Source organism: Sphingomonas sp. SUN019 (assembly GCF_024758705.1).
Lineage (GTDB): Bacteria > Pseudomonadota > Alphaproteobacteria > Sphingomonadales > Sphingomonadaceae > Sphingomonas.
In genome coordinates, this window is sequence record NZ_CP096971.1 from 3,742,504 (window position 1) to 3,765,968 (window position 23,465).

Annotated in this window: 28 protein-coding genes; 20 read left to right on the top strand and 8 right to left on the bottom strand. The window is 67.0% G+C overall.

Annotated features, from left to right (window positions below):
- Positions 1-16: 16 nt before the first annotated feature.
- The 5 genes from M0208_RS18115 to aroQ form a co-directional block, all read right to left on the bottom strand.
- Positions 17-718, bottom strand: coding sequence for a hypothetical protein (locus M0208_RS18115; RefSeq protein ID WP_258893061.1), 702 nt, complete (start codon positions 716-718; stop codon positions 17-19).
- Complete coding sequence (locus tag M0208_RS18120) at positions 718-1,668, bottom strand: alpha/beta fold hydrolase (RefSeq protein ID WP_258893062.1); 951 nt, start codon at positions 1,666-1,668, stop codon at positions 718-720. Before M0208_RS18120 ends, M0208_RS18115 begins: the two co-directional genes overlap by 1 nt.
- A 239-nt stretch (positions 1,669-1,907) precedes the next feature.
- Entirely contained in the window at positions 1,908-3,260 is a 1,353-nt protein-coding gene (gene accC, locus M0208_RS18125; protein ID WP_258893063.1) for an acetyl-CoA carboxylase biotin carboxylase subunit, read from the bottom strand.
- A gap of 2 nt (positions 3,261-3,262) precedes the next feature.
- Positions 3,263-3,748, bottom strand: a complete 486-nt coding sequence (accB, locus tag M0208_RS18130) for an acetyl-CoA carboxylase biotin carboxyl carrier protein (RefSeq protein WP_258893064.1) — start codon at positions 3,746-3,748, stop codon at positions 3,263-3,265.
- Positions 3,749-3,784: 36 nt separating this feature from the next.
- Entirely contained in the window at positions 3,785-4,219 is a 435-nt protein-coding gene (gene aroQ, locus M0208_RS18135; RefSeq protein ID WP_258893065.1) for a type II 3-dehydroquinate dehydratase, read from the bottom strand.
- A gap of 90 nt (positions 4,220-4,309) precedes the next feature.
- Between aroQ and thiS the strand changes: the two genes are divergently transcribed.
- Both thiS and M0208_RS18150 read left to right on the top strand, forming a co-directional pair.
- Complete coding sequence (gene thiS / locus M0208_RS18145) at positions 4,310-5,317, top strand: sulfur carrier protein ThiS (protein WP_309547025.1); 1,008 nt, start codon at positions 4,310-4,312, stop codon at positions 5,315-5,317.
- A 109-nt stretch (positions 5,318-5,426) separates the two neighbouring features.
- A complete protein-coding gene (locus M0208_RS18150) occupies positions 5,427-5,615 on the top strand; it encodes a CsbD family protein (protein ID WP_258893066.1) in 189 nt (62 codons plus the stop codon).
- Positions 5,616-5,685: 70 nt separating this feature from the next.
- On the opposite strand, the gene M0208_RS18155 is transcribed toward M0208_RS18150, so the two are convergent.
- The gene (locus tag M0208_RS18155) at positions 5,686-7,329 is read right to left on the bottom strand and encodes a thiamine pyrophosphate-binding protein (RefSeq protein WP_258893067.1); all 1,644 of its coding nucleotides are present in this window, start codon (positions 7,327-7,329) and stop codon (positions 5,686-5,688) included.
- A 142-nt stretch (positions 7,330-7,471) separates the two neighbouring features.
- On the opposite strand from M0208_RS18155, the gene M0208_RS18160 reads away from it, so the two are divergent.
- The 8 genes from M0208_RS18160 (at position 7,472) to M0208_RS18195 (ending at position 13,853) form a co-directional block, all read left to right on the top strand.
- On the top strand, positions 7,472-8,392 hold the full coding sequence (locus tag M0208_RS18160; protein ID WP_258893068.1) for an SMP-30/gluconolactonase/LRE family protein: 921 nt from the start codon (positions 7,472-7,474) through the stop codon (positions 8,390-8,392).
- A 36-nt stretch (positions 8,393-8,428) separates the two neighbouring features.
- Positions 8,429-9,514: a DUF2855 family protein gene (locus M0208_RS18165; protein ID WP_258893069.1), complete on the top strand. Its 1,086-nt coding sequence runs from the start codon at positions 8,429-8,431 to the stop codon at positions 9,512-9,514.
- A gap of 27 nt (positions 9,515-9,541) precedes the next feature.
- Positions 9,542-10,192: an HAD-IA family hydrolase gene (locus tag M0208_RS18170; RefSeq protein ID WP_258893070.1), complete on the top strand. Its 651-nt coding sequence runs from the start codon at positions 9,542-9,544 to the stop codon at positions 10,190-10,192.
- Between the two features lie 77 nt (positions 10,193-10,269).
- Positions 10,270-10,983: a CoA transferase subunit A gene (locus tag M0208_RS18175; protein ID WP_258893071.1), complete on the top strand. Its 714-nt coding sequence runs from the start codon at positions 10,270-10,272 to the stop codon at positions 10,981-10,983.
- Positions 10,980-12,011, top strand: coding sequence for an HAD family acid phosphatase (locus tag M0208_RS18180; RefSeq protein ID WP_309547027.1), 1,032 nt, complete (start codon positions 10,980-10,982; stop codon positions 12,009-12,011). The genes M0208_RS18175 and M0208_RS18180 overlap by 4 nt, the downstream gene beginning before the upstream one ends.
- Entirely contained in the window at positions 12,008-12,313 is a 306-nt protein-coding gene (locus M0208_RS18185) for a DUF5076 domain-containing protein (protein ID WP_258893072.1), read from the top strand. Before M0208_RS18180 ends, M0208_RS18185 begins: the two co-directional genes overlap by 4 nt.
- A complete protein-coding gene (locus M0208_RS18190) occupies positions 12,313-12,948 on the top strand; it encodes a CoA transferase subunit B (protein ID WP_258893073.1) in 636 nt (211 codons plus the stop codon). The genes M0208_RS18185 and M0208_RS18190 overlap by 1 nt, the downstream gene beginning before the upstream one ends.
- Positions 12,948-13,853, top strand: a complete 906-nt coding sequence (locus M0208_RS18195) for an alpha/beta hydrolase (RefSeq protein WP_258893074.1) — start codon at positions 12,948-12,950, stop codon at positions 13,851-13,853. Before M0208_RS18190 ends, M0208_RS18195 begins: the two co-directional genes overlap by 1 nt.
- Here M0208_RS18195 and M0208_RS18200 read toward each other — a convergent pair.
- Both M0208_RS18200 and M0208_RS18205 read right to left on the bottom strand, forming a co-directional pair.
- Positions 13,814-14,833, bottom strand: coding sequence for an MFS transporter (locus M0208_RS18200; protein ID WP_258893075.1), 1,020 nt, complete (start codon positions 14,831-14,833; stop codon positions 13,814-13,816). The two genes, M0208_RS18195 and M0208_RS18200, sit on opposite strands and share 40 nt — an antisense overlap.
- Complete coding sequence (locus tag M0208_RS18205) at positions 14,776-15,075, bottom strand: hypothetical protein (protein WP_258893076.1); 300 nt, start codon at positions 15,073-15,075, stop codon at positions 14,776-14,778. Before M0208_RS18205 ends, M0208_RS18200 begins: the two co-directional genes overlap by 58 nt.
- 76 nt (positions 15,076-15,151) lie before the next feature.
- On the opposite strand from M0208_RS18205, the gene M0208_RS18210 reads away from it, so the two are divergent.
- The 10 genes from M0208_RS18210 to M0208_RS18255 all read left to right on the top strand — a co-directional run bounded on the left by M0208_RS18210 (position 15,152) and on the right by M0208_RS18255 (position 23,410).
- Positions 15,152-16,111, top strand: coding sequence for an NAD(P)-dependent oxidoreductase (locus M0208_RS18210; RefSeq protein WP_258893077.1), 960 nt, complete (start codon positions 15,152-15,154; stop codon positions 16,109-16,111).
- Positions 16,112-16,150: 39 nt separating this feature from the next.
- Positions 16,151-17,581: a 3-isopropylmalate dehydratase large subunit gene (gene leuC / locus M0208_RS18215; protein ID WP_258893078.1), complete on the top strand. Its 1,431-nt coding sequence runs from the start codon at positions 16,151-16,153 to the stop codon at positions 17,579-17,581.
- A 131-nt stretch (positions 17,582-17,712) separates the two neighbouring features.
- Positions 17,713-18,543 (top strand): N-acyl homoserine lactonase family protein, encoded by an 831-nt coding sequence (locus M0208_RS18220; RefSeq protein ID WP_258893079.1) that lies wholly within the window; start codon positions 17,713-17,715, stop codon positions 18,541-18,543.
- Entirely contained in the window at positions 18,543-19,172 is a 630-nt protein-coding gene (gene leuD, locus M0208_RS18225) for a 3-isopropylmalate dehydratase small subunit (RefSeq protein ID WP_258893080.1), read from the top strand. Before M0208_RS18220 ends, leuD begins: the two co-directional genes overlap by 1 nt.
- On the top strand, positions 19,135-20,136 hold the full coding sequence (locus M0208_RS18230) for an NADPH:quinone oxidoreductase family protein (protein ID WP_258893081.1): 1,002 nt from the start codon (positions 19,135-19,137) through the stop codon (positions 20,134-20,136). The genes leuD and M0208_RS18230 overlap by 38 nt, the downstream gene beginning before the upstream one ends.
- A 75-nt stretch (positions 20,137-20,211) precedes the next feature.
- Complete coding sequence (locus M0208_RS18235; RefSeq protein ID WP_258893082.1) at positions 20,212-20,535, top strand: DUF1476 domain-containing protein; 324 nt, start codon at positions 20,212-20,214, stop codon at positions 20,533-20,535.
- Positions 20,535-20,768 carry a BolA family transcriptional regulator gene (locus tag M0208_RS18240; protein ID WP_258893083.1) on the top strand — a complete coding sequence of 78 codons (234 nt, stop codon included), beginning with the start codon at positions 20,535-20,537 and terminating at the stop codon, positions 20,766-20,768. Before M0208_RS18235 ends, M0208_RS18240 begins: the two co-directional genes overlap by 1 nt.
- Positions 20,769-20,800: 32 nt before the next feature.
- Positions 20,801-21,124: a Grx4 family monothiol glutaredoxin gene (gene grxD, locus M0208_RS18245; protein ID WP_258893084.1), complete on the top strand. Its 324-nt coding sequence runs from the start codon at positions 20,801-20,803 to the stop codon at positions 21,122-21,124.
- Between the two features lie 292 nt (positions 21,125-21,416).
- Positions 21,417-21,785: a BlaI/MecI/CopY family transcriptional regulator gene (locus M0208_RS18250; RefSeq protein WP_258893086.1), complete on the top strand. Its 369-nt coding sequence runs from the start codon at positions 21,417-21,419 to the stop codon at positions 21,783-21,785.
- Entirely contained in the window at positions 21,782-23,410 is a 1,629-nt protein-coding gene (locus M0208_RS18255; RefSeq protein WP_258893087.1) for a M56 family metallopeptidase, read from the top strand. The genes M0208_RS18250 and M0208_RS18255 overlap by 4 nt, the downstream gene beginning before the upstream one ends.
- Positions 23,411-23,465 lie beyond the last annotated feature (55 nt).

Here is a 23,465-nt window from a genome sequence, read left to right on the forward strand (position 1 = left end):
GTCATGGCTAGCGCCTTTAGAGCGAGTGGACGGCAGGTCCAGCCCCGGGCGCGCGCGTGGCGGCGGTCCACCACGCTAGCGCGGTGAGGATCGCATAAGCGGCGAGCGCGGTCAGCGGGGTCGCGGGCGGCACGGGATCGATGGTGACGGGCGATTGCGGGGCGAACCAGTTGACCGCCTGTAGCAGAGCAAGCATCGCGATCAGCGTGATGAGCGACGCCTTGCCCTGCCAGCCGGTGGCGCGAGTGCGGGAGGCGTAGAAGACCAGCGCAAGCGCGATCAGGCCGAGTTCGAGCGGCATCTCGATCGTCGGATGGTTCCATAGGCCGAAGCCGTAGCGGCGGCCGACCCCGGTCAGCGTCAGGTCGGGCGCATGGACGAGCAGGTCGAGCAGCCAATGCGACGCGACGACGGCGGCACCGATCCACGCCGCGGGCCAGTCGCACCGCAGCAGCCGCGCACCGATCGCCCATGCCGCGGCGAAGCCCAGCGCGCCGATCAGGCTGTGGGTGTAGGGCATATGGTACAGGTCCATCGGGTTCATCGCAGTGAAGCCCGGCACCTCGCGCATGTTCTCGACGCCGAGCAGCACGAAGCTGAAGAACGCGAGGTCGACGAGTTGCGCGGCGATAAAGAGCGTGCCGACCCCGAGGCCGCGTTCGCGCGCGCGGGGGAGCGCGGCGGCGAGGACGGCGGGGGCGTAGTGGCCGGTAAACATCAGCTTGGCTCCACGCTGGCGAGGAAGGCGGCGGCGTCGCGCGCGCTGGCGTCTGGGGCCTCCTCCATCGGGATGTGGCCGGTGTTCGGATAGACGATCAGGCGGCTGCCGGGGATCGCGCGGGCGAGCCAGCGGGCGGAGGAGACGGGGATCAGTGCGTCCTTTTCGCCCCATTCGATCAGGACGGGCATTTTCAGGCGGCGGAGCATTTCGGGCGTGGCTGATGAGCGCGGGGTGGCGAAGCGGTCGATCGTCGCCTGGCGGTTGCCGGGGTAGCGGAGCAATTTCCAGTAAAGGTCGATCTGTTCGTCGTCGGCGAGTCTCGGGTCGGCGAACGCGCCGGGCAGGCTGTCCTCGATCAGGCGGCGCGGGGTGACCATCGCGGCGAGATCGCGCAGCACGGGGATGCGGGCGATGCGGAAACCGAGCGGGGCCTTGCCGCCGTCGGGTTCGGGTTGCCCCACCGAATCGACCAGGATCAGCGCGGACACGTTGTCCGGGTGCGCGAGCGCATAGCCCCAGGCGACCCCGCCGCCCATCGAATTGCCAGCGAGCGCGAAGCGGGTGAGGCCGAGTTTCTGCGTGAAGCGGTCGAGCGTCTTGACGAACGCGCGCTGCGTGTAGTCGCTGGTGGGGTTCGGGCCGGTGAGGCCGTGGCCGATCTGGTCGAGGCGGATGACGCGGTAGGTCTTGTCGAGGCGTGCGGCCCACGGTTCCCAGGTGTGGAGCGAGGCGTTGGAGCCGTGGAGCAGGATTAGTGCGGGCGCGTTGCGCGGGCCGGTGTCGCGGTAGTGGATGGTCAGGCCGTTCCCGATGTCGAGGAAGCGCGATGGGGGTGCGGCGTATTTGGCGCGCATGGCGGCCGGGTCGGTATCCGGGGTGCGGAAGATGAAGAGCGCGAGGAATAGCAGGCCGAGGATGAGGGCGGCCCATGCGGTGAATTTGCGCATTCTTTCCCCCGACCCCGCCCCAAGCCGTTTTGCCGGCGCAGGCTGGCATCTCCTTGACGTGCGCGCAACGTCAGCCAATTGGGAGACCCCAGCTTTCGCTGAGGTGACGGGTGTGGAGGTTGGGCCGGCTGCTTCGATTCAACGACCCGTCATTCCCGCCTTCGTGAAAATGACGGATGAGGGAATTGGTGGTTATGCGGGAATGACGGCGGGATGGGAAGGCGACCGGGCGAGCGTCCCTACGCCCCCTGCTTGGCCAGCCATTCCTCCAGCCATTTGATCGTGTACGCGCCCTCCTGAAACTCCGGATCCTCGATCAGCGCGCGGTGGAGGGGGATGGTGGTGACCGGGCCTTCGATCACGAACTCCTCCAGCGCGCGGCGGAGGCGGCGGATCGCGCCGGCGCGGGTGGTGCCGTAGACGATCAGTTTCGCGATCATGCTGTCGTAATAGGGCGGCACCTTGTAGCCCGCGTACAGCCCGCTATCGACGCGGACGTTCATGCCGCCGGGGGCGTGGTAACCCTTCACGAGGCCGGGCGACGGCGAAAAGGTCCGCGGGTCTTCGGCGTTGATGCGGCATTCGATCGCGTGGCCGCGGAACTGGACGTCCTGCTGGCGCAGCGTCAGCGGGTGACCCTCCGCGATGCGGATCTGTTCGCGGACCAGGTCGAGGCCGGTGATCGCCTCAGTCACCGGATGTTCCACCTGCAGCCGGGTGTTCATCTCGATGAAGTAGAATTCGCCGTCTTCCCACAGGAATTCGATCGTGCCCGCGCCGCGATAGCCCATGTCGGCCATCGCCTTTGCGACCACGCCGCCCATGCGGTCGCGTTCTTCGGGCGTAATGACAGGGGAGGGGGCCTCTTCCAGCACCTTCTGGTGGCGGCGCTGGAGCGAGCAGTCGCGTTCGCCGAGGTGGATCGCGTTGCCCTTTCCGTCGCCGAAGATCTGGAATTCGATGTGGCGCGGGTTGCCGAGGTATTTTTCCATGTAGACGGTGGCGTCACCGAACGCCGCCTTCGCCTCTGTCCCGGCCTGCTGCATTAGGGTTTCGAGCTGGTCTTCGGATGTGCAGACTTTCATCCCGCGCCCGCCGCCGCCGGATGCGGCCTTGATAATGACGGGATAGCCGATGTTTTCGGCGAGGCGTTTCGCTTCGGCTAGGTCGCTGATCGCGCCGTCGGAGCCGGGCACGAGCGGCAGGCCGAGCGCGCCCGCGGTGCGCTTCGCCTCGACCTTGTCGCCCATCGTGCGGATGTGTTCGGGTTTCGGGCCGACGAAGACGATGTCGTGCGCCTCTACGATTTCCGCGAACTTGGCGTTTTCGCTGAGGAAACCGTAGCCGGGATGGATCGCGTCCGCGCCGCTGATCTCGGCGGCGGAAATGATGTTGGGTATGTTGAGGTAGCTGTCGGTGGCGGACGGCGGCCCGATGCAGATCGCCTGGTCGGCGAGGCGGACGTGCATCGCGTCGGCGTCCGCGGTCGAATGGACCGCGACGGTCTGGATGCCCATTTCGTGGCACGCGCGGTGGATGCGCAGCGCGATCTCGCCGCGGTTGGCGATCAGCAGTTTGGTGATCTGCGGCATGATTACTCTACGACCACCAACGGCTGGTCGAATTCGACCGGCTGGCCGTTTTCGACCAGGATCGCGGTGATCGTGCCTGCGGCGGGCGCGACGATCGGGTTCATCACTTTCATCGCCTCTACGATTACGAGCGTGTCGCCCGCCGCGACGGTCTTGCCGATCGCGGAGAAGGGCGCGGCGCCGGGTTCGGCGGAGAGATAGACCGTGCCGACCATCGGCGAGCGCACCGCGTTCGCGGCTGGCCCGGGCGGTGCGGATTCCGCGGGCGTGACGCTGGCGACGGCGGTGTGCGGCGCGGCCGGCGCTGGAGCGGCCGGCGGCGCGTATTGGACCGCGGCCGCGGCGGCGGCCTTTCGTGCGACGCGAATCTTGCGGTCGCCGTGCTCGACCTCGATCTCGGTCAGCGCGGTGGTGTCGAGCAGTTCGGCAAGTTGGCGGACGAGGTCGATATCGACCTTCATCGCGTCTGAATCAAAATTATCGGCCATGCGACCCCAGTTCCCCTGATACGGGCGCGCGCTGTGTCAGATGCGCGCCGCGGCTTCAAGCGCCAGCAGGTACGACAGCGCGCCGAACCCGGCAATCGTCCCGCGCGCCGCGCGCCCGACATAGGATACGTGGCGAAAGTCCTCCCGGACGTGCGGGTTCGACAAATGGACCTCGATCACCGGCGTCTTCACCGCCTTGATCGCATCGTACAGCGCGATCGAGGTGTGCGTGAAGGCGCCCGCGTTCAGCAGCACGGCGCGCGCGTCATACGCCTGCGCCTCGTGCAGCCAGTCGACCAGATGCCCTTCGTGGTTGGACTGGCGCATGTCGATCGTCAGGTCCAGTTCGCGTGCGCGATCCTCCAGCTGCCCGGCGATGTCGTCCAGCGTGTCGTGGCCGTAAATTTCCGGCTCGCGGGTGCCGAGCAGGTTCAGGTTCGGGCCGTTGAGGACGAAGACGGTGTTGACCAAGGGCGGGCTTTCGGTTGCGGCGGGGTGCGCACGCTTCCTATATCGCGCGGGTCGGGCGGGCAAATCCGCTCGTGTCAGTCTGGAGTCGCAATGCCGCATACCGACGGAACCGTGTCGATCACCGTGAACGGCGAACACAAGCGCGTCGCCGCCGGGCTTTCGCTGGCGGCGCTGGCGACCGAACTGGGGCTGGTGCCCGAAAAGGTCGCGGTGGAGCGCAATCTGGAGGTCGTGCCGCGGTCGACGCTGGCGAGCGTGATGGTGGAGGATGGCGACGAGTTGGAGATCGTGCATTTTGTTGGGGGTGGCGACCATGCGCGCCCGGTGGACGCGGATACCTGGTCCGTTGCCGGGCGGACGTTCCGGTCGCGGCTGATCGTCGGCACGGGCAAGTACAAGGATTTCGCGCAGAACGCGGCGGCGGTGGAAGCCAGCGGGGCGGAGATCGTGACCGTGGCGGTGCGGCGGGTGAACGTGTCCGATCCGAACGCGCCGATGCTGACCGACTTCATCGACCCGAAGCGCATAACCTATCTGCCCAACACCGCGGGTTGTTTCGATGCTGAATCGGCGATCCGTACGCTGCGCCTGGCGCGCGAGGCGGGTGGTTGGGATCTGGTGAAGCTGGAGGTGCTGGGAGAGGCGCGGACGCTGTATCCCGACATGGTCGAGACGCTGCGCGCGACCGAGGTGCTGGCGAAGGACGGCTTCCTGCCGATGGTTTACTGCGTCGACGATCCGATCGCGGCGAAGCGTCTGGAGGACGTCGGCGCGGTCGCGATCATGCCGCTGGGCGCGCCGATCGGGTCGGGGCTGGGCATCCAGAACCGCGTGACGATCCGGCTGATCGTGGAGGGCGCGAAGGTGCCGGTGCTGGTGGATGCTGGCGTGGGCGTGGCGTCGGATGCGGCGGTGGCGATGGAACTGGGCTGTGACGGCGTACTGATGAACACCGCGATCGCCGAGGCGAAAGACCCCATCCTGATGGCGGCAGCGATGCGGTCGGCGGTCGAGGCGGGGCGGATGTCGTACCGTGCGGGCCGGATGGGGGTGCGGCGCTACGCCGATCCGTCGAGCCCGCTGGCGGGCTTGATTTGAATCAACGCAAATATCGGAACTGTCACGGAACAAGCCGCATATTCGCTGGTTTTTGCTTCACGGGATAGCGAGGGCGAATGGTCGTCCCCGAAGCGTGATGGAGGCCAATATGGGCGAATTCGTCGATAAGGTTAAAGGCAACGTCAACGAAGCGATCGGTAAGGCCAAGCAGGGCCTGGCCGGCGACGGTGCCGACCGCAACGACCGGCTGGATGCCGAAGGCAAGGCGCAGGAAGCCAAGGGCAAGGCCCAGCAGACCGCCGGCAAGATCAAGGGCGCGCTGGGCGACGATATCTGATTTGGCGCTGAAGCCGTCACCCGGCTGATCGAATGGCCGTCCTACGAAGGTGGGGCGGCCCTTCTCTTGTTCAGCGCCGGGCCACCGCGCTCAGCGTCGTTCCGGCAGTGATCGCCTCCACGTCGGTCTTGATGTGGAGCAGGCGGACGCCGGGTTCAGCCATCGCACGATCGAGCGCCGGGGCGAAATCTTCGGTGGTTTCGACCGTGTCGGCCCAGCAGCCATAGGCGCGGGCGAGCGCGGCGAAGTCCGGGTTGGCGAGGCGCGTGCCCGCGATGCGGCCGGGAAATTCGCGTTCCTGGTGCATGCGGATCGTGCCGTAGGCGCTGTTGTCGATGACCAACACCAGCATGTTGCAGCCGTGCTGGACCGCGGTGGCGAATTCCTGACCGTTCATCAGGAAGCAGCCGTCGCCCGCAAGCGCGACGACCTGCCGGTCGGGGCGGCGCAAGCTCGCGGCGACCGCGGCGGGGACGCCGTAGCCCATCGCTCCTGCGGTCGGGGCGAGTTGCGTGCCGGGACCGGCGTAGCGCCAGTAGCGATGCCACCAGCCGCTGTAATTCCCGGCGCCGTTGCAGATGATGCTGTCGGCGGGAAGTTTGTCGCGCATCGTCGCGACGCATGGGCCAAGGTCCATCTTCAGGTCGCGCGGTTTGGGGGTGGTCCAGTCGAGGTATTCGGCGTGGGCTTCCACACCGGCGGAATGCTGCTTATCGGCAGACGGGGTCAGGTTCTCGGCGAAAGCGGTAAGCCCGGCGCATATCGCGAGGTCTGCGCGGTAAGTGCGGTCCAATTCCGTTGCGTCTGGGTGAATATGGACCAGCTTCTGCCCCGGATGGTCGGGGGTGATGAGCGTGTAACCATCGGTGGTGGCTTCTCCGAGCCGAGCGCCGATGACGAGCAACAGGTCGGCTTCCCGCACTCGCTCAGCCAGCTTGGGGTTGGGGCCGTAGCCAAGATTTCCTGCCCAAACGGGGCAATCGTTGGACACTGCATCCTGCCGACGGAAAGCCGCGATCAGCGGAACACCCGCCGCTATCGCCCAATTCGAGATCGACCGACCGGCCTGTTCAGTCCAGTCGGCACCGCCGATGATTGCGACCGGACGCTCAGCCAGCGACGTCAGGCGGAGCATCTCCTCAAGCAAATCGGGGTCCGGATGTGGCCAGAGCGGATCGACTTTGGGCCGGTCCACCGCCTCGACCTCATCGAGCAGCATATCCTCCGGCAGCGCCAGCACGACCGGTCCCGGCCGTCCGTTCATCGCGGTCGCATAAGCGCGGGCGATGTATTCGGGGATGCGGCGGGCGTCGTCGATCTTCGCGGCCCATTTGGCGATGGGCGCGAACATCGCCGGGAAGTCGATTTCCTGGAACGCCTCGCGGTCCTTCGTGCCGCGGTCGACGTCGCCGATGAAGAGGATCATCGGTTGCGAATCCTGCATCGCGACGTGGACGCCGATGCTGGCGTTGGTCGCGCCGGGGCCGCGGGTGACGAAGGCGATGCCGGGGCGGTGCGTCAGCGTGCCGTCGGCGCAGGCCATGAACGCGACGCCGCCCTCCTGCCGGCACGTCACGAGGTCGATCTGCGGCGTGTCGTGCAGCGCGTCCAATACCGCGAGGAAGCTTTCCCCCGGCACGGTGAAAATTCGGTCGCAGCCCTGCGCGACGAGGTTGTCGACGAGGATACGGCCGCCGGTCCTGAGTTTGGTCATGCTCCCTCCTAACGTCATTCCCGGCCACCCGGGAACCCATCTCGTGACCTTGCGGCGATCGCCCGCGTCGTGAATGATGCGCGCAAAGGCCATGGGTTCTCGCTTTCGCGGGAATGACAATGGTGAAAATAGGAGAAACTGGATGCCCGACTTCACGACCGTCACCGATGGCCTGCGCTTTCCGGAGGGGCCGGTGTGGATGCCGGACGGGAGCATCGTGCTGGTCGAGATCGAGCCGGGGCGGATCACGCGGGTGTATCCCGATGGGCGCAAGGAGACGGTGGCGGAGCCGGGCGGGGGGCCGAATGGGCTCGCGATGGGGCCGGACGGGCTGCTGTATTGCTGCAACAACGGCGGCTTCGAGTGGAACGAGACCAATGGATACCTCGCGCCCCACGGGATCGCGTCGGATTATTCGGGCGGGCGGATCGAGCGGATCGATCCGGCGACTGGGGCGGTCGAGGTGCTGTATAAATCGGGCGATTTCGGGTGCGTGCTGCGCGGGCCGAACGACATCGTGTTCGATGCGCATGGCGGGTTCTGGTTCACCGATCACGGCAAGGTCGATTACGCCGCCCGGGCGCATGACATCGTTGGCATCTTCTATGCGAAGGCCGATGGGAGCCATCTGGAAGAGGTGGTGTTTCCCAGCAACAACCCGAACGGCGTCGGCCTGTCGCCCGATGGGTCCGCGCTGTATGCGGCCGAAACCTACACCTGCCGTCTGATGAAGTTCAACGTGACCGCGCCGGGCAAGGTTGCGGGCGATGCGGGGCCGGGCGGGCCGGGCATTCCGCTGTATCGTCCGGCGGGGTATAAATTCTTCGATTCGTTGGCCGTCGAGGCGAGTGGCAACGTCTGCGTGGCCACCATCGGGGAGAGCGGGATCAGCGTGGTGTCGCCGACCGGCGAGCTGGTCGAATTCGTCGCGACCGACGACATCTTCACGACCAACATCTGTTTCGGCGGCGACGACATGATGGACGCGTGGATCACGCTGTCGGGAACCGGACGGCTGGTGAAGACGCGCTGGGCGCGGCCGGGGCTGACGCTGGAATACTGACATGAGGGTGACATATCGGCGCGGCAGGATCGCCGCATGACACGCTGGGCCATCGACATCGACCGCGACGACATCACCCAGGCGGTGGTGTCGGATGCGCCGGAGCAACCGTTGGCGGAGGGTGAGATCGAAGTCGCGGTCGAGCTGTTCGCGATGACCGCGAATAACGTGACCTATGCTGCGCTGGGCAAGCCGATGGGGTTTCTGGGGCCGGATGCGGGCTATTGGGATTTCTTCGGCGATCGCGGCGCGCCGGGGCGGTTGCCGGTGTGGGGATTCGCGCGGGTGACGCGGTCGACCGTGCCGGGTCTGGCGGAGGGCGAGGAACTCTACGGATACTGGCCACTGGCGAGCCATGCGGTGCTGCGGCCTGAGCGGGTCGGCGCAGTCGGCTTCGTCGATGCGATGCCGCGGCGGCAGGCGCTGCCGGCGTTCTACAACCGCTACCAGCGCGTTAGTGCGCTCGACGATTATGATGTGGCGGACCGGGATTACTGGCCGGTGTTCCGACCGCTGTACCTGACCGGCTGGCTGATCGCGGACCAGTTGTTCGACGAGCAGGAAAATCTGGCGCAGGTGATCGCGACCGCGGCGTCGAGCAAGACCGCGCTCGGCTTTGCGCACGCGATGCGCGAGCAGACGAAGCGGCCGTTGCTGATCGGGTTGACCTCGCCCGGCAGCGCCGCGTTCGTCGCGGAGACCGGGCTGTACGACCGCGTCGTGACCTATGATGCGGTCGGCGAGATTGCGATTGGCGGGGAGACCGCGCTGATCGATTTTGCGGGCAATCCCGCCGTCGCCGCCGAGGTCGCGGCGCGGCTGGACGAATCGCTGACCTTTGCGATGGGGGTCGGCAAGACGCATTGGGAGGCGACCGGCGAGGGGCCGCGGATGGCGTTTTTCTTCGCACCGGCGCGGATCGAGAAGCGCGGCGCGGAATGGGGCGGCGACGCGTTTCGCGCGGCGATCGGCGAAAGCTGGGGGCGTTTCATGCGCGATGTGCGCGATCTGACGCGGCTGGACCGGCGCGAAGGCGCGGACGGCGCGCTGGTGGCGTACCGCGAGGCGGTGACGGGCACCGCCGATCCGCGTGCGAGCGTCATCGTGGCGGGGCTTGCCTGAGGCGCGCGCGCCGTTACGAGCGACTCAATGCGCAATACGGTCATCTTCGATTTCGGCGGGGTCATCACCTCGTCGCCGTTTCAGGCCTTCAACCGGCTGGAGCGCGAACGCGCGCTGCCAAAGGATTTCATCCGCAAGGTGAATGCGCTGGCCCCGGAAGACAACGCCTGGGCGCGGTTCGAGCGGGCGGAGATCGATTCGGCCGGGTTCGACGCCTCGTTCGCGGAGGAAGCGAAGGCGCTGGGCCACGAATTGCGCGGAGAGGACGTGCTGGCGGTGCTGGCGGGCGATATCCGGCCGCGGATGGTGCACGCGCTCGATTGGCTGAAGCGCCACGGCTATCATCTGGGCTGCATCACCAACAACGTGCCCGCGGGCGAAGGCGCGGGGATGGCGCGATCGGCGGACAAGGCGCGCGAGATGCGCGCGGTGCTGGAGCGGTTCGATTGCGTACTGGAGAGCAGCAAGGTCGGTATCCGCAAGCCCGACCCGCGCATCTACACGATGATGTGCGATCATCTGGGCATGACGCCGGATCAATGCGTGTACCTCGACGATCTGGGGATCAACTGCAAACCCGCCGCCGCGCTGGGCATGACCGCGATCAAGGTGGATGGCGAGGAACAGGCGCTGGCCGATCTGGCGGCGGCGTTGGGGGTAGAGGCGGGCTTGTTCTGATCGCTTGCGGGAGGTTGGGTTGACCGCACGCGACGCGCATCGGTAACGCCTGCGCCAACATCTTCGGAGACCGTCGCATGAAGAAGCTCTATCCCGATGCCGCCGCCGCGCTCGATGGCCTGCTGTTCGACGGGATGACGATCTGTGCGGGCGGGTTCGGCCTCTGCGGGATTCCGGAGCGGCTGATCGACGCGATCCAGGCGGCGGGCACCACGGGTTTGACGATCGCCAGCAACAATGCCGGGATCGACGGCGAGGGGCTGGGGAAACTGCTGCGCAGCCGCCAAGTGAAGAAGATGATCTCCAGCTATGTCGGCGAGAACAAGGAGTTCGAGCGGCAGTATCTGAGCGGCGAGCTGGAGGTGGAATTCTGTCCGCAGGGGACGCTGGCCGAACGCTGCCGTGCGGGCGGGGCGGGGATTCCGGGTTTCTATACCAAGACCGGCGTCGGCACGCAGGTGGCCGAGGGGAAGGAAGTGAAGACCTTCGACGGCGAGGAATTCATCCTGGAGCGCGGCATCCGCGCCGACCTGGCGATCATCAAGGGGTGGAAGGCGGACGAGACGGGCAACCTGATCTTCCGCAAGACCGCGCGCAATTTCAATCAGCCGATGGCGACCGCGGGCAAGGTCTGCGTGGCGGAGGTGGAGGAAGTGGTGCCGGTCGGCTCGCTCGACCCGGACCATATCCATTTGCCCGGCATCTATGTGAAGCGGATGATCGTCGGCGCGCCGTATGACAAGAAGATCGAATTTCGCCTGACGCGCCCGCGCGAGGCCGCGGCGGCGTGAAACGCAGCGCGCCGATCGCGGTGACGCTGGCCGGAGGGATGTGGGTGCTGTCCGGTTGCGTGGCGGCCGTGATTCCGGTCGCGGCGGCTGGGGTGATCGGCAAGGGTGCTGCCGAGCGAGGGCAGTCAAAGCCGGCCTCTGCGCCGCCTGCTGTCGCCAGCGATCCGCCGCGGCCGGGCAAGGTCACATTGCTGCCGCAGGGATCGGTCTTGCCGCCGCCCACCGGCGGGGTGGCGACCGCCGCCGATGCCGCGCCGTCTGGCGTGAATGCGCCTGCGGGCATCCAGTATCTGTACGGATCGGGCGAGGCGGCGGCGGTGTCGGTGCAGGCGTGGCGCGAACTGGTGCGCTACGTCGCGACGAAGGCGTCGGCGCGACCGGCGGACAGCGTCGTGCTTGCCGCCGGAACGACGCTGGCCGCGCCGACCTTCGCGCCGTGCGGGGACAAGCCGCTGGCGGCGGTATTCGACGTCGACGAGACGGTGCTGCTGAATCTGGGCTTTGAATATGACGCCGCGGGCGGTGCGGCGTTCGACGAAGCGCGCTGGGCCGCGTGGGAGCGAACGGGCATCGGCAAGAGCGCGGCGGTGCCGGGCGCGGCGGTGGCGCTGGAGGCGCTGCGCACGATGGGCGTGACGGTGGTGTTCAACACCAATCGTTCGGCCGCCCATGCGACCGCCACGGAACAGGCGATCGCCGCCGCGGGGCTGGGTCTGGCGAAGCATGGCGATACGCTGTTTCTGAAGGGCGACGACGGCGACGGATCATTCAAGGACGGGCGTCGCGCGAAGATCGCCGGGCGGTATTGCGTGATCGCGATGGGCGGCGACCAGCTCGGCGATTTCAGCGACCTGTTCAATCGCGGGCAGACCCCGGGCGCTCGACGCGCGGCGGCAATGGCGTCGCCGATCTCGACCAAATGGGGCGCGGGATGGTTCATCCTGCCTAACCCGGCCTATGGCAGCGCGCTGCGCGGCACGCGCGACGAGATTTTCCCGGCCGACAAGAGATGGAGCCCGGCACCGTGAGTCGCGACAAGCCAGGCGCGATCGACCTTCCCGATGGTTTGCTGACCGATCAATCGGCCGAGGTTGCGCGCATCTGGGTGACCAACAATGCCGGGTCGACCGTGTTGATCGACGCGGAGGTGCTCGCCGATCCGGAGGTGTTCGGGTATCTGCTGGCCGATACGGCGCGCCACGCGGCAAAGGCCTATGCGCAGGCTGGAAATCTGGACGAGGACGCGTCCCTGCAGGCGATCGTCGACGGTCTGGGCAAGGAATTGCGCGAGCAGTTCAACACCATCACACCAACGAAACGGAGCAACTGATGCCTTGGGATCGCAACCAGATGGCGGCGCGCGCGGCGAAGGAGTTGCGCGACGGCTATTACGTCAATCTCGGCATCGGCATCCCGACTTTGGTGGCGAATAACATTCCCGAGGGGATGACGGTCACGCTGCAGTCGGAGAACGGGATGCTCGGGATCGGGCCGTTTCCGTATGAGGGGGAGGAAGACGCCGACCTGATCAACGCGGGCAAGCAGACGATCAGCGAATTGCCGAACTCCGCTTATTTCAGCAGCGCCGACAGCTTCGCGATGATCCGCGGCGGGCATATCGACCTGACCGTGCTGGGCGCGATGGAGGTGGCCGAGAATGGCGACATCGCGAACTGGATGATTCCGGGCAAGATGATCAAGGGCATGGGCGGCGCGATGGACCTGGTCGCTGGGGTGAAGAAGATCATCGTCGTGATGGAGCACACGTCGAAGGATGGTTCGCCCAAGTTCATTCCCGCCTGCACCCTGCCGCTGACGGGCAAGAACGTGGTCGACATGATCGTGACCGATCTGTGCGTGTTCCAGCGCGTCGATCACGACAGCGCGTTCAAGCTGGTCGAGCTGGCGCCGGGCGTGACCGCGGACGACGTGGCGGCGAAGACGACAGCGGCCTACGACGCCTGATGCGGCGCCGGATCCTGGCGATCGTCGTCGCGGTGATCGCCGGGATCGGGCTTACCGCGGCGTCGGCGTCGCCGCCGTCGCTGCTGAGCTTCCTCGACGGGATTGTCGGTGGCGGGCGCGGCACGTCGCGCGTCGGGACCGCGATCCCGTTCGGTACGCATGGCCAGACGCTGGACGTGTGGCGGCCATTGGGCGGTCCGATCAAGGGGCTGCCGGTGCTGATCTTCTATTACGGCGGCGGCTGGGTGAAGGGCGATCGGGCGGCCTATGCGTTTGCCGCGCGTGCCTATGCGAAGGCGGGGTTCGTCGTTGTGGTGCCCGATTACCGCAAGGTGCCCGACGTGCGCTTCCCGGCGTTTCTGGAGGATGGCGCGGAGGCAGTGCGGTGGGCGCGCGATCACGCGGCGGCGTATCGCGGCGATCCGGCGCGGATCGCGCTGGCGGGGCATTCGGCGGGCGCGCATACCGCAGTGCTGCTGGCGCTCGATCCGCGCTGGTTGCGTGGGGCGGGAGTCGCGCCGGGCGTGGTGAAGGCGGCGGTCGGGCTGTCCGGGCCGTATGATTTCTATCCCTTCACCGGGCGTGCGATCGACGCGATGGGGCAGTGGCCGCGGCCGACGGAGACGCAGCCGATTGCCTTTGCGCGCGCCGATGCGCCGCCGCTGATGCTGGTGACCGGCACGAACGACACCACCGTCCGCCCGAAGAATGCGCGCAATCTGGCGGCGAAGCTGAAGGCGGTCGGCGCGACCGTCGTCGAGCGCGAATATGACGGCCTCGGGCATGAGGACGTCGCGATGGCGCTGTCGAAGCCGTTCCGCGGCAAGGCCCCAGTGCTGGCCGACAGCGTCGCGTTCCTGCAGCGTTACGATCGTTCCGCTGTCTCCGGCATCGCGAACCAGTAGAGCGCAAGGCCAACGGCAGCAATCGCGGCGAGGACCAGGAACGCCAGGTTGTATCCGCCGAACACGATCAGTGTCCCCGCCAGCGTCGTGCTGAGCGCGCCGCCCAGGCCTTGGACCGTCGACACCGCGCCCTGCGCTGCGTTGAAACGACCACTGCCGCGCGTCACCGCCGCGATCACGACAGGAAACAACGCCCCGAAGATGCCCGCGCCGATGCCGTCGAGCAGCTGGACGAACAGCAGCCACGCCGCGCCGTCCGAGAAAGTGTAAAGTATGCCGCGCAGCGCCAGCACCGCGAAACCGACGAGGAAGATCGGCTTGTGCCCCCAGTGATCGGCGTATTTGCCGACGATGACCGCGACCGGGACCATCACCAATTGCGCGCCGACGATGCACGCTGCGATCAGCGAGGTCGCCTGGCCGCCGCCGACTTCGCGCGCGAGCAATTGTCCGACCGAGGGCAACATGGCGGCGTTGGCGAGGTGGAAGGCGAAGGCGGAAACCGCGAAGATCGCGAGCGCGGGGGTGTGCGTCAGCGTCTGCCACATCGACGGCGCGGGGCCATGATCCTCGCCCTTCTTGGTATCAAGTCCGCGCGCGACGTCGTGGTCGATCGCCTTCGCCGGGATGGACAGCGTGGCGGCGATCGACAGCGCGGCGAGACCACCCATCAGCCAGAACACCACTTGCGGGCCGAATTTCCATGCCAGACCGCCGGCCAGTGCGGCGGCGACCGCATTGCCGGCGTGGTTGAACGCTTCGTTCCGCCCGACGCGCGCGGTGAACGCCTTCGCGCCGACGATGCCGAGCGTGATGCCGGTGATTGCGGGGGCAAAGACCGCACCCGCCATCGCCGCCAGCGACTGCGTGACCGCGACCGCGGTGAAGCCGGAGACGAAGGGCAGCGACACCGACGCCAGCGTCACCACCACGGCGGCGGCGACCAGCAAGGCGCTCTTGGCATCGATGCGATCAACCAACGCGCCGCGGGCGTGGTGGCCAACAGCCCGGCGATCCCCGCGATCGTCATGATCATGCCAGCCGTCGCCTCGTTCCAGCCGTGCGCCGGGCCGCGCACCGCGACGAGATAGATCGCGAGGTACGGCCCAAGGCCATCGCGCACGTCGGCGAGGAAGAAATTCAGCGCATCGAGCGGGCGGCGCGCGTCGTCGGGGGCGGCGCGCGGCGGGATGGCGGGAACGGGCGGTGCGAGGCTGGCCATGGTCCGTTCCCTGGATTCGATCTCGCGCAAACTCGCAGGCTCGCCAAACGCTCCCTCGCGCGGGTAAACACCTGCCATGCACATATTGTTGACCGGATCGTCGGGCTGGCTCGGGCGCTTTCTGGCCCCGCGATTGCGCGCGGCGGGGCATCGCGTGACGGGACTGGACGTGGCGGCGGGGCCGGATACCGATGTGATCGGATCGGTCGCCGATCGCGCGGTGGTCGATGCGGCGTTCGCGCGTGGCGTGGATGCGGTGGTCCACGGCGGCGCGCTGCACAAGCCCGACATCGTGCGCTATCCGCGGCAGACGTTCGTCGACGTGAACGTGACGGGGACGCTGAATTTGCTCGAAGCCGCGGTCGCTGTCGGATGCGAGCGGTTCGTATTCACCTCGACCACCTCGCTGATGATCAGCCATGCGATTCGGGCGGGCGCGGGCGACGCGGCGGTGTGGATCGACGAGACGCTCAGCCCCCTGACCCCGCGGAACATCTATGGCGTGACGAAGCTGGCGGCAGAGCGGTTGTGCCGGTTGGTGCATGACGAGGACGGATTGCCGATCGTCATCCTGCGCACCGGGCGGTTCTTTCCCGAGGAGGACGACACGCACCGCGCGCTGCCGGGCGAGAACATGAAGGCGAACGAGTTGCTGCACCGTCGGCTGACCGTCGAGGATGCGGCGGACGCGCATCTCGCGGCGCTGGAGCGTGCGCCGGGTGTCGGGTTCGGGACGTACATCGTTTCCGCGCCGACGCCGTTCGCGCCGGGTGATGCTGCCGCGTTGAGGCACGATGCGCCTGCGGTGATTGCGCGGTATTTTCCTGATGTTGCGGCGCTTTATGCCGCGCGCGGCTGGGCGCTGCCCGCGACGATCGACCGCGTATATGACGCTGCGTTGATCGAGCGCGATCTCGGCTTTCGCTGCAAGACCCATTTCGCGGCAGTGTTGGAGGCGCTGCGAATGGGGCAGGCGTCGCCGGTCGCGCATGACGCACATTATGTTTCGCCGAAGGAGCGCGTTGCGACGCGATAATTGCGTTCGCGGCGATTTGGGTTAATGACGCGGTGCATCATGGCAAGCCGACCGCTCACGCTATACGAAAAGGTCTGGGCCGCGCATGTCGTCGAGCGGCGCGACGACGGGACGTGCCTGATCTACATCGATCGCCATCTGGTGCACGAGGTCACCAGCCCGCAGGCGTTCGAGGGGTTGCGCGCAGCGGGGCGGAAGGTGCGGCGGCCCGATCTGACGCTGGCGGTGCCCGATCACAACCTGCCGACCACGCCGCGGGTCGATGCTGCGGGCCATGAGTTGCCGATCTCGGATCGGGAGAGTGCGGAACAGCTGGATACGCTGCGGCGCAACGTCGCCGAATTCGGCGTGCCGTATATCGACGCGCTCGCCGCCGAACAGGGCATCGTCCACGTGATCGGGCCGGAACAGGGCTTCACGTTGCCGGGCACGACGATGGTGTGCGGCGACAGCCATACTTCGGCGCACGGCGCGCTGGGCGCGCTGGCGTTCGGAATCGGGACGAGCGAGGTCGAGCATGTGCTCGCCACGCAGACGTTGTTGCTCGCCCAGTCGAAGACGATGGAGATCCGCGTCGACGGGACGCAGGGGTTCGGCGTCAGCCCCAAGGACGTGATCCTGGCGATCATCGGCAAGATCGGTGCGGCGGGCGGGACCGGGCATGTGATCGAGTTCACCGGATCGGTGATCCGCGAGATGTCGATCGAGGGTCGGCTGACTATCGCCAACATGTCGATCGAGGGTGGCGCGCGCGCGGGCATGATCGCGCCGGACGAGACGACCTTCGCTTATCTGAAGGGCCGGCCGATGGCTCCGACGGGGCTGGATTGGGACAAAGCGGTGGCGTGGTGGCGCACGCTGACGACTGATCCGGGTGCGACCTACGACAAGACGGTCGTGATCGACGCCGCCGATATTTCGCCCGCGCTGACGTGGGGGACCAGCCCCGAGGATGTGGTGTCGATCACCGGGGTGGTGCCCGAACCGACGAGTTTCGCCGATCCGTCGAAACAGGATGCGGCGCGCAAATCGCTCGACTACATGGGGCTGACGCCGGGCACGCGGATGCAGGACGTCGCAATCCAGCACGTGTTCATCGGATCGTGCACCAACAGCCGGATTGAGGACTTGCGCGCCGCCGCCGCGGTCGCGAGCGGTCGCCACGTGGCCGACGGGGTGCGCGCGATGGTGGTGCCGGGATCGGGGCTGGTGAAGCGGCAGGCGGAGGCCGAGGGGCTCGACCGCGTGTTCACGCAGGCGGGCTTCGAATGGCGCGAGCCGGGGTGTTCGATGTGCCTGGCGATGAACCCGGACAAGGTGCCGCCGGGCGAACGCTGCGCCAGTACCTCGAACCGCAATTTCGTCGGGCGGCAGGGGCCGGGGGCGCGAACGCATCTGCTCAGCCCCGCGATGGCGGCGGCGGCGGCGGTGACGGGCCGGTTGAGCGATGTGCGTGAGTTGATGACGTAACGACAATAAAATGGGGTCGGGACAATGAAGAAGATTCTGGTGCTGCTGATCGCTGGATCGGTACTGAGCGGGGTGGCGGCCTACGCCGCGATCGCCAAGCCTGCGAGTTTCGTGAAGAAGGCGCGCTAAGCGTGCGCCGCGCGGGCCTGGCCCTGATCGCCGCGGTGGCGCTGATGGGACAGGCCGCGCCGCCGGCTGCCGTCGATATAGCATTGTGGCGGCTTGACTGCGGCCGGATCGAGACATCGGGATTTGCAGCGTTCAGCGATACCGGACGGTATGACGGCAAATCATACAAGCTCGTCGACAGCTGCTATCTGATCAAGCACGGCGCGGATTACATGCTGTGGGATACCGGGCTGTCGCGCGACATGCTCGGCAAGACGGTGTCCGATGGCAAGGACAAGGCGACCCTGACGACCACGATCGTCGATCAATTGCGGTCGATCGGCGTGTCCCCCGCAGCGGTACGCTATGTCGGGATCAGCCATTATCACGACGATCATACCGGCCAGGCGGGGGATTTTCCCGCGGCGACGCTGCTGATCGGCGCGGAGGACTGGGCGGTCATCGACAGCGCCGAAGGTCGCAAGCGTTCCCCGAAGGCTTTCGGCCCGTGGCGTGCGAAGCAGGCGAAGGTCGATCCCTTTGCGGGCGACCGCGATGTGTTCGGCGACGGGACCGTGACGATGCTCGGGATGCCCGGACACACGCCGGGGCATCATGCGTTGCTGGTGAAGCTGCGCGAGAAAGGGCCGGTCCTGCTATCGGGCGACCAGTTCCACGCGACCGAAAGCTTCCGCTACAATCAGGTGCCTGCGTTCAACACGAACCGCGCCGACACGCTGGCGTCGAGCGGGCGGTTTCGTGAGATCGCGGTCAATCAACGCGCCACGATCATCATCCAGCACGAGCCCGACGACGTCGATGATTTGCCGGCCTTTCCGAAGGCGGCGCGCTGATGGCGCCCGTCTCGCAGGTTTCGGGCAAGGCCTATCCGTGGGGGGCGAAGAACGTCGACACCGACGTCATCATCCCCGCACACTGGCTGAAAACGATCTCGCGAACGGGACTTGGCAAGGGCGCATTCGAGACATTGCGCAAGGATCCGGGGAATATCTTCGACGATCCGGCCTATGCGGGGTCGCCGATCCTGATCGCGGGCGACAATTTCGGATGCGGATCGAGCCGGGAGCACGCCGCCTGGGCGCTGGGCGACATGGGGATCAGGGCGGTGATCGCGCCGTCGTTCTCGGACATATTTTCGGGCAATGCGTTCAAGAACGGAATCATACCCGTCGTTCTGCCGCAGGAAGCGATCGACCGGTTGATCGAGGTGGCCAAGACGGATTCGGTCACGATCGATCTGGAGACGATGACGGTCACCACGCCCTTCCAAGACCGCTTTTCCTTCGATCTCGACCCGTTCCGCCGCCAGTGCCTGATGGAGGGGCTGGACGAGGTCGGGCTGACGCTGGCAAGGGATACCGCGATTTCAAATTACGAGGCGATGCTGTCCGAGCACCGCCCGTGGATTGCGGGAGAGAGCCGAAATGCGAGCATTGCTGTCGAGGGCGCCGGGCGGACCTGAAACGCTGGAAATCGGCGAGCTGCCCGATCCGGTGGCTGGCCCCGGTGAGGTCGTCGTCGCGATCAAGGCGTGCGCGATCAACTTCCCCGACGTGCTGGTGATCGAGGACAAATATCAATTCAAGCCGCAGCGGCCGTTCGCGCCCGGCGGCGAGGTGTCTGGCGTGGTCGAGAGCGTGGGCGAGGGCGTGACCGCGTTCACGCCGGGCGACCGCGTGATGGGCAATACCGGGATGGGCGGCCTCAGCGAAAAGGTGCTGTTCAAAGAGGCGGCGCTCTATCCGATCCCGGCCGAGCGCAGCTTCGAGGAAGGCGCTTCGATGCTGCTGACCTATGGCACGACGATCCATGCGTTGGTCGATCGCGGGCATATCGCGGAGGGCGATGCGCTGCTGGTGCTGGGCGCGGCGGGCGGCGTTGGGCTGGCGGCAGTGGAACTGGGCAAGGCGTTCGGCGCGCGCGTCGTCGCGGCGGTGTCGAGCGAGGAAAAGGCGCAGGCGGCGCGTGATGCGGGCGCGGACGAAACGATCATCTATGGCCGCGGGCCGTTTTCGAAGGACGAATCCAAGGCGCTGGCGGAGGCGTTCAAGGAGAAGGGCGGGAAGGACGGATATCAACTCGTCTATGACGCGGTCGGCGGCGACTATGCCGAACCGGCGCTGCGGTCGATCGGGTGGGAGGGGCGGTACCTAGTGATCGGTTTCCCCGCGGGCATCCCGAAGCTGCCGCTGAACCTGACGCTGCTGAAGAGCTGCGACGTGTGCGGCGTGTTCTGGGGCGCGTATGCCGCGCGCGAGCCGGTGAAGAACCGCGCCAACATCCAGCGGCTGTTCGACCTGTGGGGAGAGGGCAAGATCGCGCCGCGCGTGACCGAGGTCTTCCCGTTCGAACGCGGCGGCGACGCGATCGCCAAGATGGCGGCGCGCGGCGCGATCGGGAAACTGGTGGTGCGGGTGGCGGAGTGACGCCGACCCGGTGACGGGCGTTGCGCGGCGCTTCGCGTACGCCTAACTCGGTGGGAGATATTCAACGGAGCTGCCATGACGACTTTCGACGACCGCGAGCGCGCTTTCGAAACCAAGTTTGCGCGGGACGAGGAAATGGCGTTCCGCGTGATCGCGCGGCGCAACCGGTTGCTGGGGGCTTGGGCGGCGGGGCTGATGAAGCTGACGCCGGAGGAATCCGATTCCTACGCCAAGACGGTCGTCCATGCCGAATTCGACGAAGGCGGCGATGAGGATGTGGTGCGCAAGCTGATCGCGGACCTGAACGCGGCGGGCGTCGCGGCGGACGAGGCGCAGGTGCGGCAGGCGATGGAGGAGCAGACCGTCGCCGCGCGCCGTCAGCTGATGGAAGCGCAGTAATGCCGATGGCGGCCGACGAGATCGAGACGCTGATCCGCACCGGCATTCCCGACGCGACGGTGGAGATCACCGACCTGGCGGGCGACGGCGACCATTATGCGGCGAAGGTCACCGCTGCGTCGTTCGCGGGGATGCCGCGGGTTAAGCAGCACCAGGCTGTCTACGCCGCGCTCGGCGGGCGGATGGGCGGCGTGCTGCACGCATTGCAACTGACCACCGCCGTCCCGAAATAGCCCTGACAAAGATTTTCGCGAGGGATTAAGCGATGAGCGACGATGCAAACGACCGGATCGAAGCGGTCGTGAAGAACAACAACGTGGTGCTGTTCATGAAGGGCAGCCCGCTGTTTCCGCAATGCGGCTTTTCCAGCCGCGCGATCGCGATCCTGGACCAGCTGAACGTCGATTATGAAAGTGTCGACGTGCTGCAGGATCAGGGGATCCGTCAGGGCATCAAGGCCTATTCGGACTGGCCGACGATCCCGCAATTGTATGTTGGCGGCGAGTTCGTCGGCGGCAGCGACATCATGATGGAAATGTACGAAAGCGGCGAGCTGGCCGAGCTGTTCCAGGGCGCGAAGCAGGCCTGACTTTCTTGGAGGCACCGGGTGCGGGCGGGGCGTCGCGAGATCGAAGAGAGCGACGCACCCGCCCGGCTGAAGCGTAACCACGCTCGGTGCGACGGACATGATGCAGGGCGTGTGCCAACGCTGCGGCGTGACGGATTTGCTGGGTTTCGCTGGTTAACGCCTGACCGTGACATCGTCCGCCTGTAAGTTTTCCCGACATCTTCTTTCAAACACAGCCCCGGCGACGCGCTGCCTCTATTGACTACGTCCGTAATCGATGAGATTACAGTCGTAGTCATTAGGAGAGCGAATCGTGGCCGAACGCATCAGCGACGCCGAACATGCGGTGATGGAGGTGCTGTGGGACGACAGCCCGTTGACCGCGCAGGACGTGGCGGAACGCGTCGACCCGGCACGCGGCTGGAGCGCCAACACAGTCAAGACATTGCTCGGGCGGCTCCTCGCCAAGAATGCGATTCGACATGAGGAGGATGGGCGGCGGTATCTCTATCGCCCGGCGGTGCAGCGCGGCGATTATGTCGCCGGCGAGTCGCGGCGGCTGATCGACCGGTTGTTCGGCGGCAAGCTGACGCCGCTGGTCGCGCACCTCGCCGAGCGCGATGATTTGACCGCGCAGGACATCGCCGAGATCGAGGCGCTGCTGAAGGATTTGAAACAATGAGCGGGGCGGGGATCGCCTGGGCGATCGAGGCCCTGATTGCTTCGGCGCTGCTCATCGCGCTCGTGCTGCTGATCCGCGCGCCGGTGCGCCGGACGTTCGGCCCGCAAGTGGCCTATGCGCTGTGGGCGCTGCCGGTGTTGCGGCTCGCGTTGCCGCCGCTGCCGTCGGGGTGGCGCGAGGGCGTCGCTGCGCCGATCACGCCGCTGTCGCAGGTGGGGGAACAGGTGACGGTCTTCATCGCGCCGGTCGCCGCCGACACTGCCGCGGCGAGCAGCAGTCCGATCTCCGGGGCGACCGTAGCGGCGCTATGGGCGGTGGGCGCAGCGGCGTTCCTGCTGTGGCATCTGGCGCGCTATTGGGGCTTCAAGCGGCGGTTGCTGGCGCAGGCGACCGAGACCGATCGGGTCGACGGCGTGACGATCGTCGAGAGCGCCGCCGCCGCCGGGCCGCTGGCGTTCGGCGTCGCGCGCCGTTTCGTCGCGTTTCCGCGCGACTTCGCGGCGCGTTATGATGCGAACGAACGCGACCTCGCGCTGGCGCATGAGCTTGGGCATCACGCGCGCGGTGATCTGATCGCGAACTGGGTCGCGCTGGCGGTGCTGGCGCTGCATTGGTTCAACCCGCTGGCGTGGGTCGCTTTCCATACGTTTCGCGCGGATCAGGAGATGGCGAACGACGCGCGCGTGCTGGCCGGGCGCGGTGCCGCGGACCGTCACGCTTATGCCTGCGCGATCGTAAAGGCCGCGCACGGCGGCGTGATCTCTGCCGCGTGCCACCTCCATACCATCAACGCCTTGAAGGGGAGATTGAGGATGCTGCGTACGGACAGGACGACACGTGGACGCGTGCTGGCGGGCATGGCGGGGGTAACGGCGCTGACGCTAGCGGCGCTGGGCGTCACCGCATCGGGCACGCAGGCGGCGGAGACGATCCGCGATGCGGTGGGGGTCGATCTGGCGCAACTGGATGCGCCGCCCATTCCGCCCGCCCCCGTTGCGTCGGGCGAACGGCGTCACCGCGTCGTGATCGTGCAGGACGGGAAGACCCGCACCTATGAGGGCGCGGCGGCCGATGCCTATGTTGCGGCCAATCCGGTCCAGCTTCCTCCGGTCCCGCCGGTACCGCCGATGCCATCGCCGCCGCCGGTCACTGCCGCGCCGCCAGCGCCACCGGTTCCCCCCGTACCGCCGGTTCCGCCGCAGGTGTATAGCCCCGATGGCGTGAAGATCGCCGTGGCGACCGTCACCTCGCAGAATTGCGATCGTGACGCGAGCGGCCGGATCCGGGGCCGGAACATGATCGTCCGCTCCAGCCGCGACGGGAACAGTGCAATGGTCATCTGCACCGACCGGATCGAGCGGATGGCGCGAGATGCGGCGCGGTCGGGCGAAGCGGCGGCGCGATCAGCCGAAGCGGCTGCACGCCAGGCGGCGCTGGTGTCGGTCGACGCCGCGCGCATCCGGCGCGACGCGATGCGTTCCGCGATCGAGGGAATGCGCGCGACCCGCGCGAGCATGGCGAACAATCGCGCGCTGCCCGAAGAGGCGCGGCGCGAAGCGTGCGACGACATCGACGCGGCGATTGCGGATATGGAGCGCGAGGCCGAGCACGGCGACGAAGCATAAGTTCAGCGCATAAGTTCAGTTCGGGGAGGAGGGGTCCGGTCGCCATGCGGCAAGC

Coding starts and splice junctions, on each gene's coding strand:
- thiS (WP_309547025.1), top strand. CDS start 4,310: ATGCCGCATACCGACGGAACCGTGTCGATCACCGTGAACGGCGAACAC.
- accC (WP_258893063.1), bottom strand. CDS start 3,260: ATGCCGCAGATCACCAAACTGCTGATCGCCAACCGCGGCGAGATCGCG.
- leuC (WP_258893078.1), top strand. CDS start 16,151: ATGGCAAGCCGACCGCTCACGCTATACGAAAAGGTCTGGGCCGCGCAT.
- M0208_RS18120 (WP_258893062.1), bottom strand. CDS start 1,668: ATGCGCAAATTCACCGCATGGGCCGCCCTCATCCTCGGCCTGCTATTC.
- M0208_RS18115 (WP_258893061.1), bottom strand. CDS start 718: ATGTTTACCGGCCACTACGCCCCCGCCGTCCTCGCCGCCGCGCTCCCC.
- M0208_RS18205 (WP_258893076.1), bottom strand. CDS start 15,075: ATGGCCAGCCTCGCACCGCCCGTTCCCGCCATCCCGCCGCGCGCCGCC.
- M0208_RS18255 (WP_258893087.1), top strand. CDS start 21,782: ATGAGCGGGGCGGGGATCGCCTGGGCGATCGAGGCCCTGATTGCTTCG.
- accB (WP_258893064.1), bottom strand. CDS start 3,748: ATGGCCGATAATTTTGATTCAGACGCGATGAAGGTCGATATCGACCTC.
- M0208_RS18210 (WP_258893077.1), top strand. CDS start 15,152: ATGCACATATTGTTGACCGGATCGTCGGGCTGGCTCGGGCGCTTTCTG.
- M0208_RS18190 (WP_258893073.1), top strand. CDS start 12,313: ATGCCTTGGGATCGCAACCAGATGGCGGCGCGCGCGGCGAAGGAGTTG.
- M0208_RS18165 (WP_258893069.1), top strand. CDS start 8,429: ATGACACGCTGGGCCATCGACATCGACCGCGACGACATCACCCAGGCG.
- leuD (WP_258893080.1), top strand. CDS start 18,543: ATGGCGCCCGTCTCGCAGGTTTCGGGCAAGGCCTATCCGTGGGGGGCG.
- M0208_RS18175 (WP_258893071.1), top strand. CDS start 10,270: ATGAAGAAGCTCTATCCCGATGCCGCCGCCGCGCTCGATGGCCTGCTG.
- M0208_RS18195 (WP_258893074.1), top strand. CDS start 12,948: ATGCGGCGCCGGATCCTGGCGATCGTCGTCGCGGTGATCGCCGGGATC.
- M0208_RS18150 (WP_258893066.1), top strand. CDS start 5,427: ATGGGCGAATTCGTCGATAAGGTTAAAGGCAACGTCAACGAAGCGATC.
- grxD (WP_258893084.1), top strand. CDS start 20,801: ATGAGCGACGATGCAAACGACCGGATCGAAGCGGTCGTGAAGAACAAC.
- M0208_RS18160 (WP_258893068.1), top strand. CDS start 7,472: ATGCCCGACTTCACGACCGTCACCGATGGCCTGCGCTTTCCGGAGGGG.
- M0208_RS18230 (WP_258893081.1), top strand. CDS start 19,135: ATGCGAGCATTGCTGTCGAGGGCGCCGGGCGGACCTGAAACGCTGGAA.
- M0208_RS18155 (WP_258893067.1), bottom strand. CDS start 7,329: ATGACCAAACTCAGGACCGGCGGCCGTATCCTCGTCGACAACCTCGTC.
- M0208_RS18240 (WP_258893083.1), top strand. CDS start 20,535: ATGCCGATGGCGGCCGACGAGATCGAGACGCTGATCCGCACCGGCATT.
- M0208_RS18235 (WP_258893082.1), top strand. CDS start 20,212: ATGACGACTTTCGACGACCGCGAGCGCGCTTTCGAAACCAAGTTTGCG.
- M0208_RS18170 (WP_258893070.1), top strand. CDS start 9,542: ATGCGCAATACGGTCATCTTCGATTTCGGCGGGGTCATCACCTCGTCG.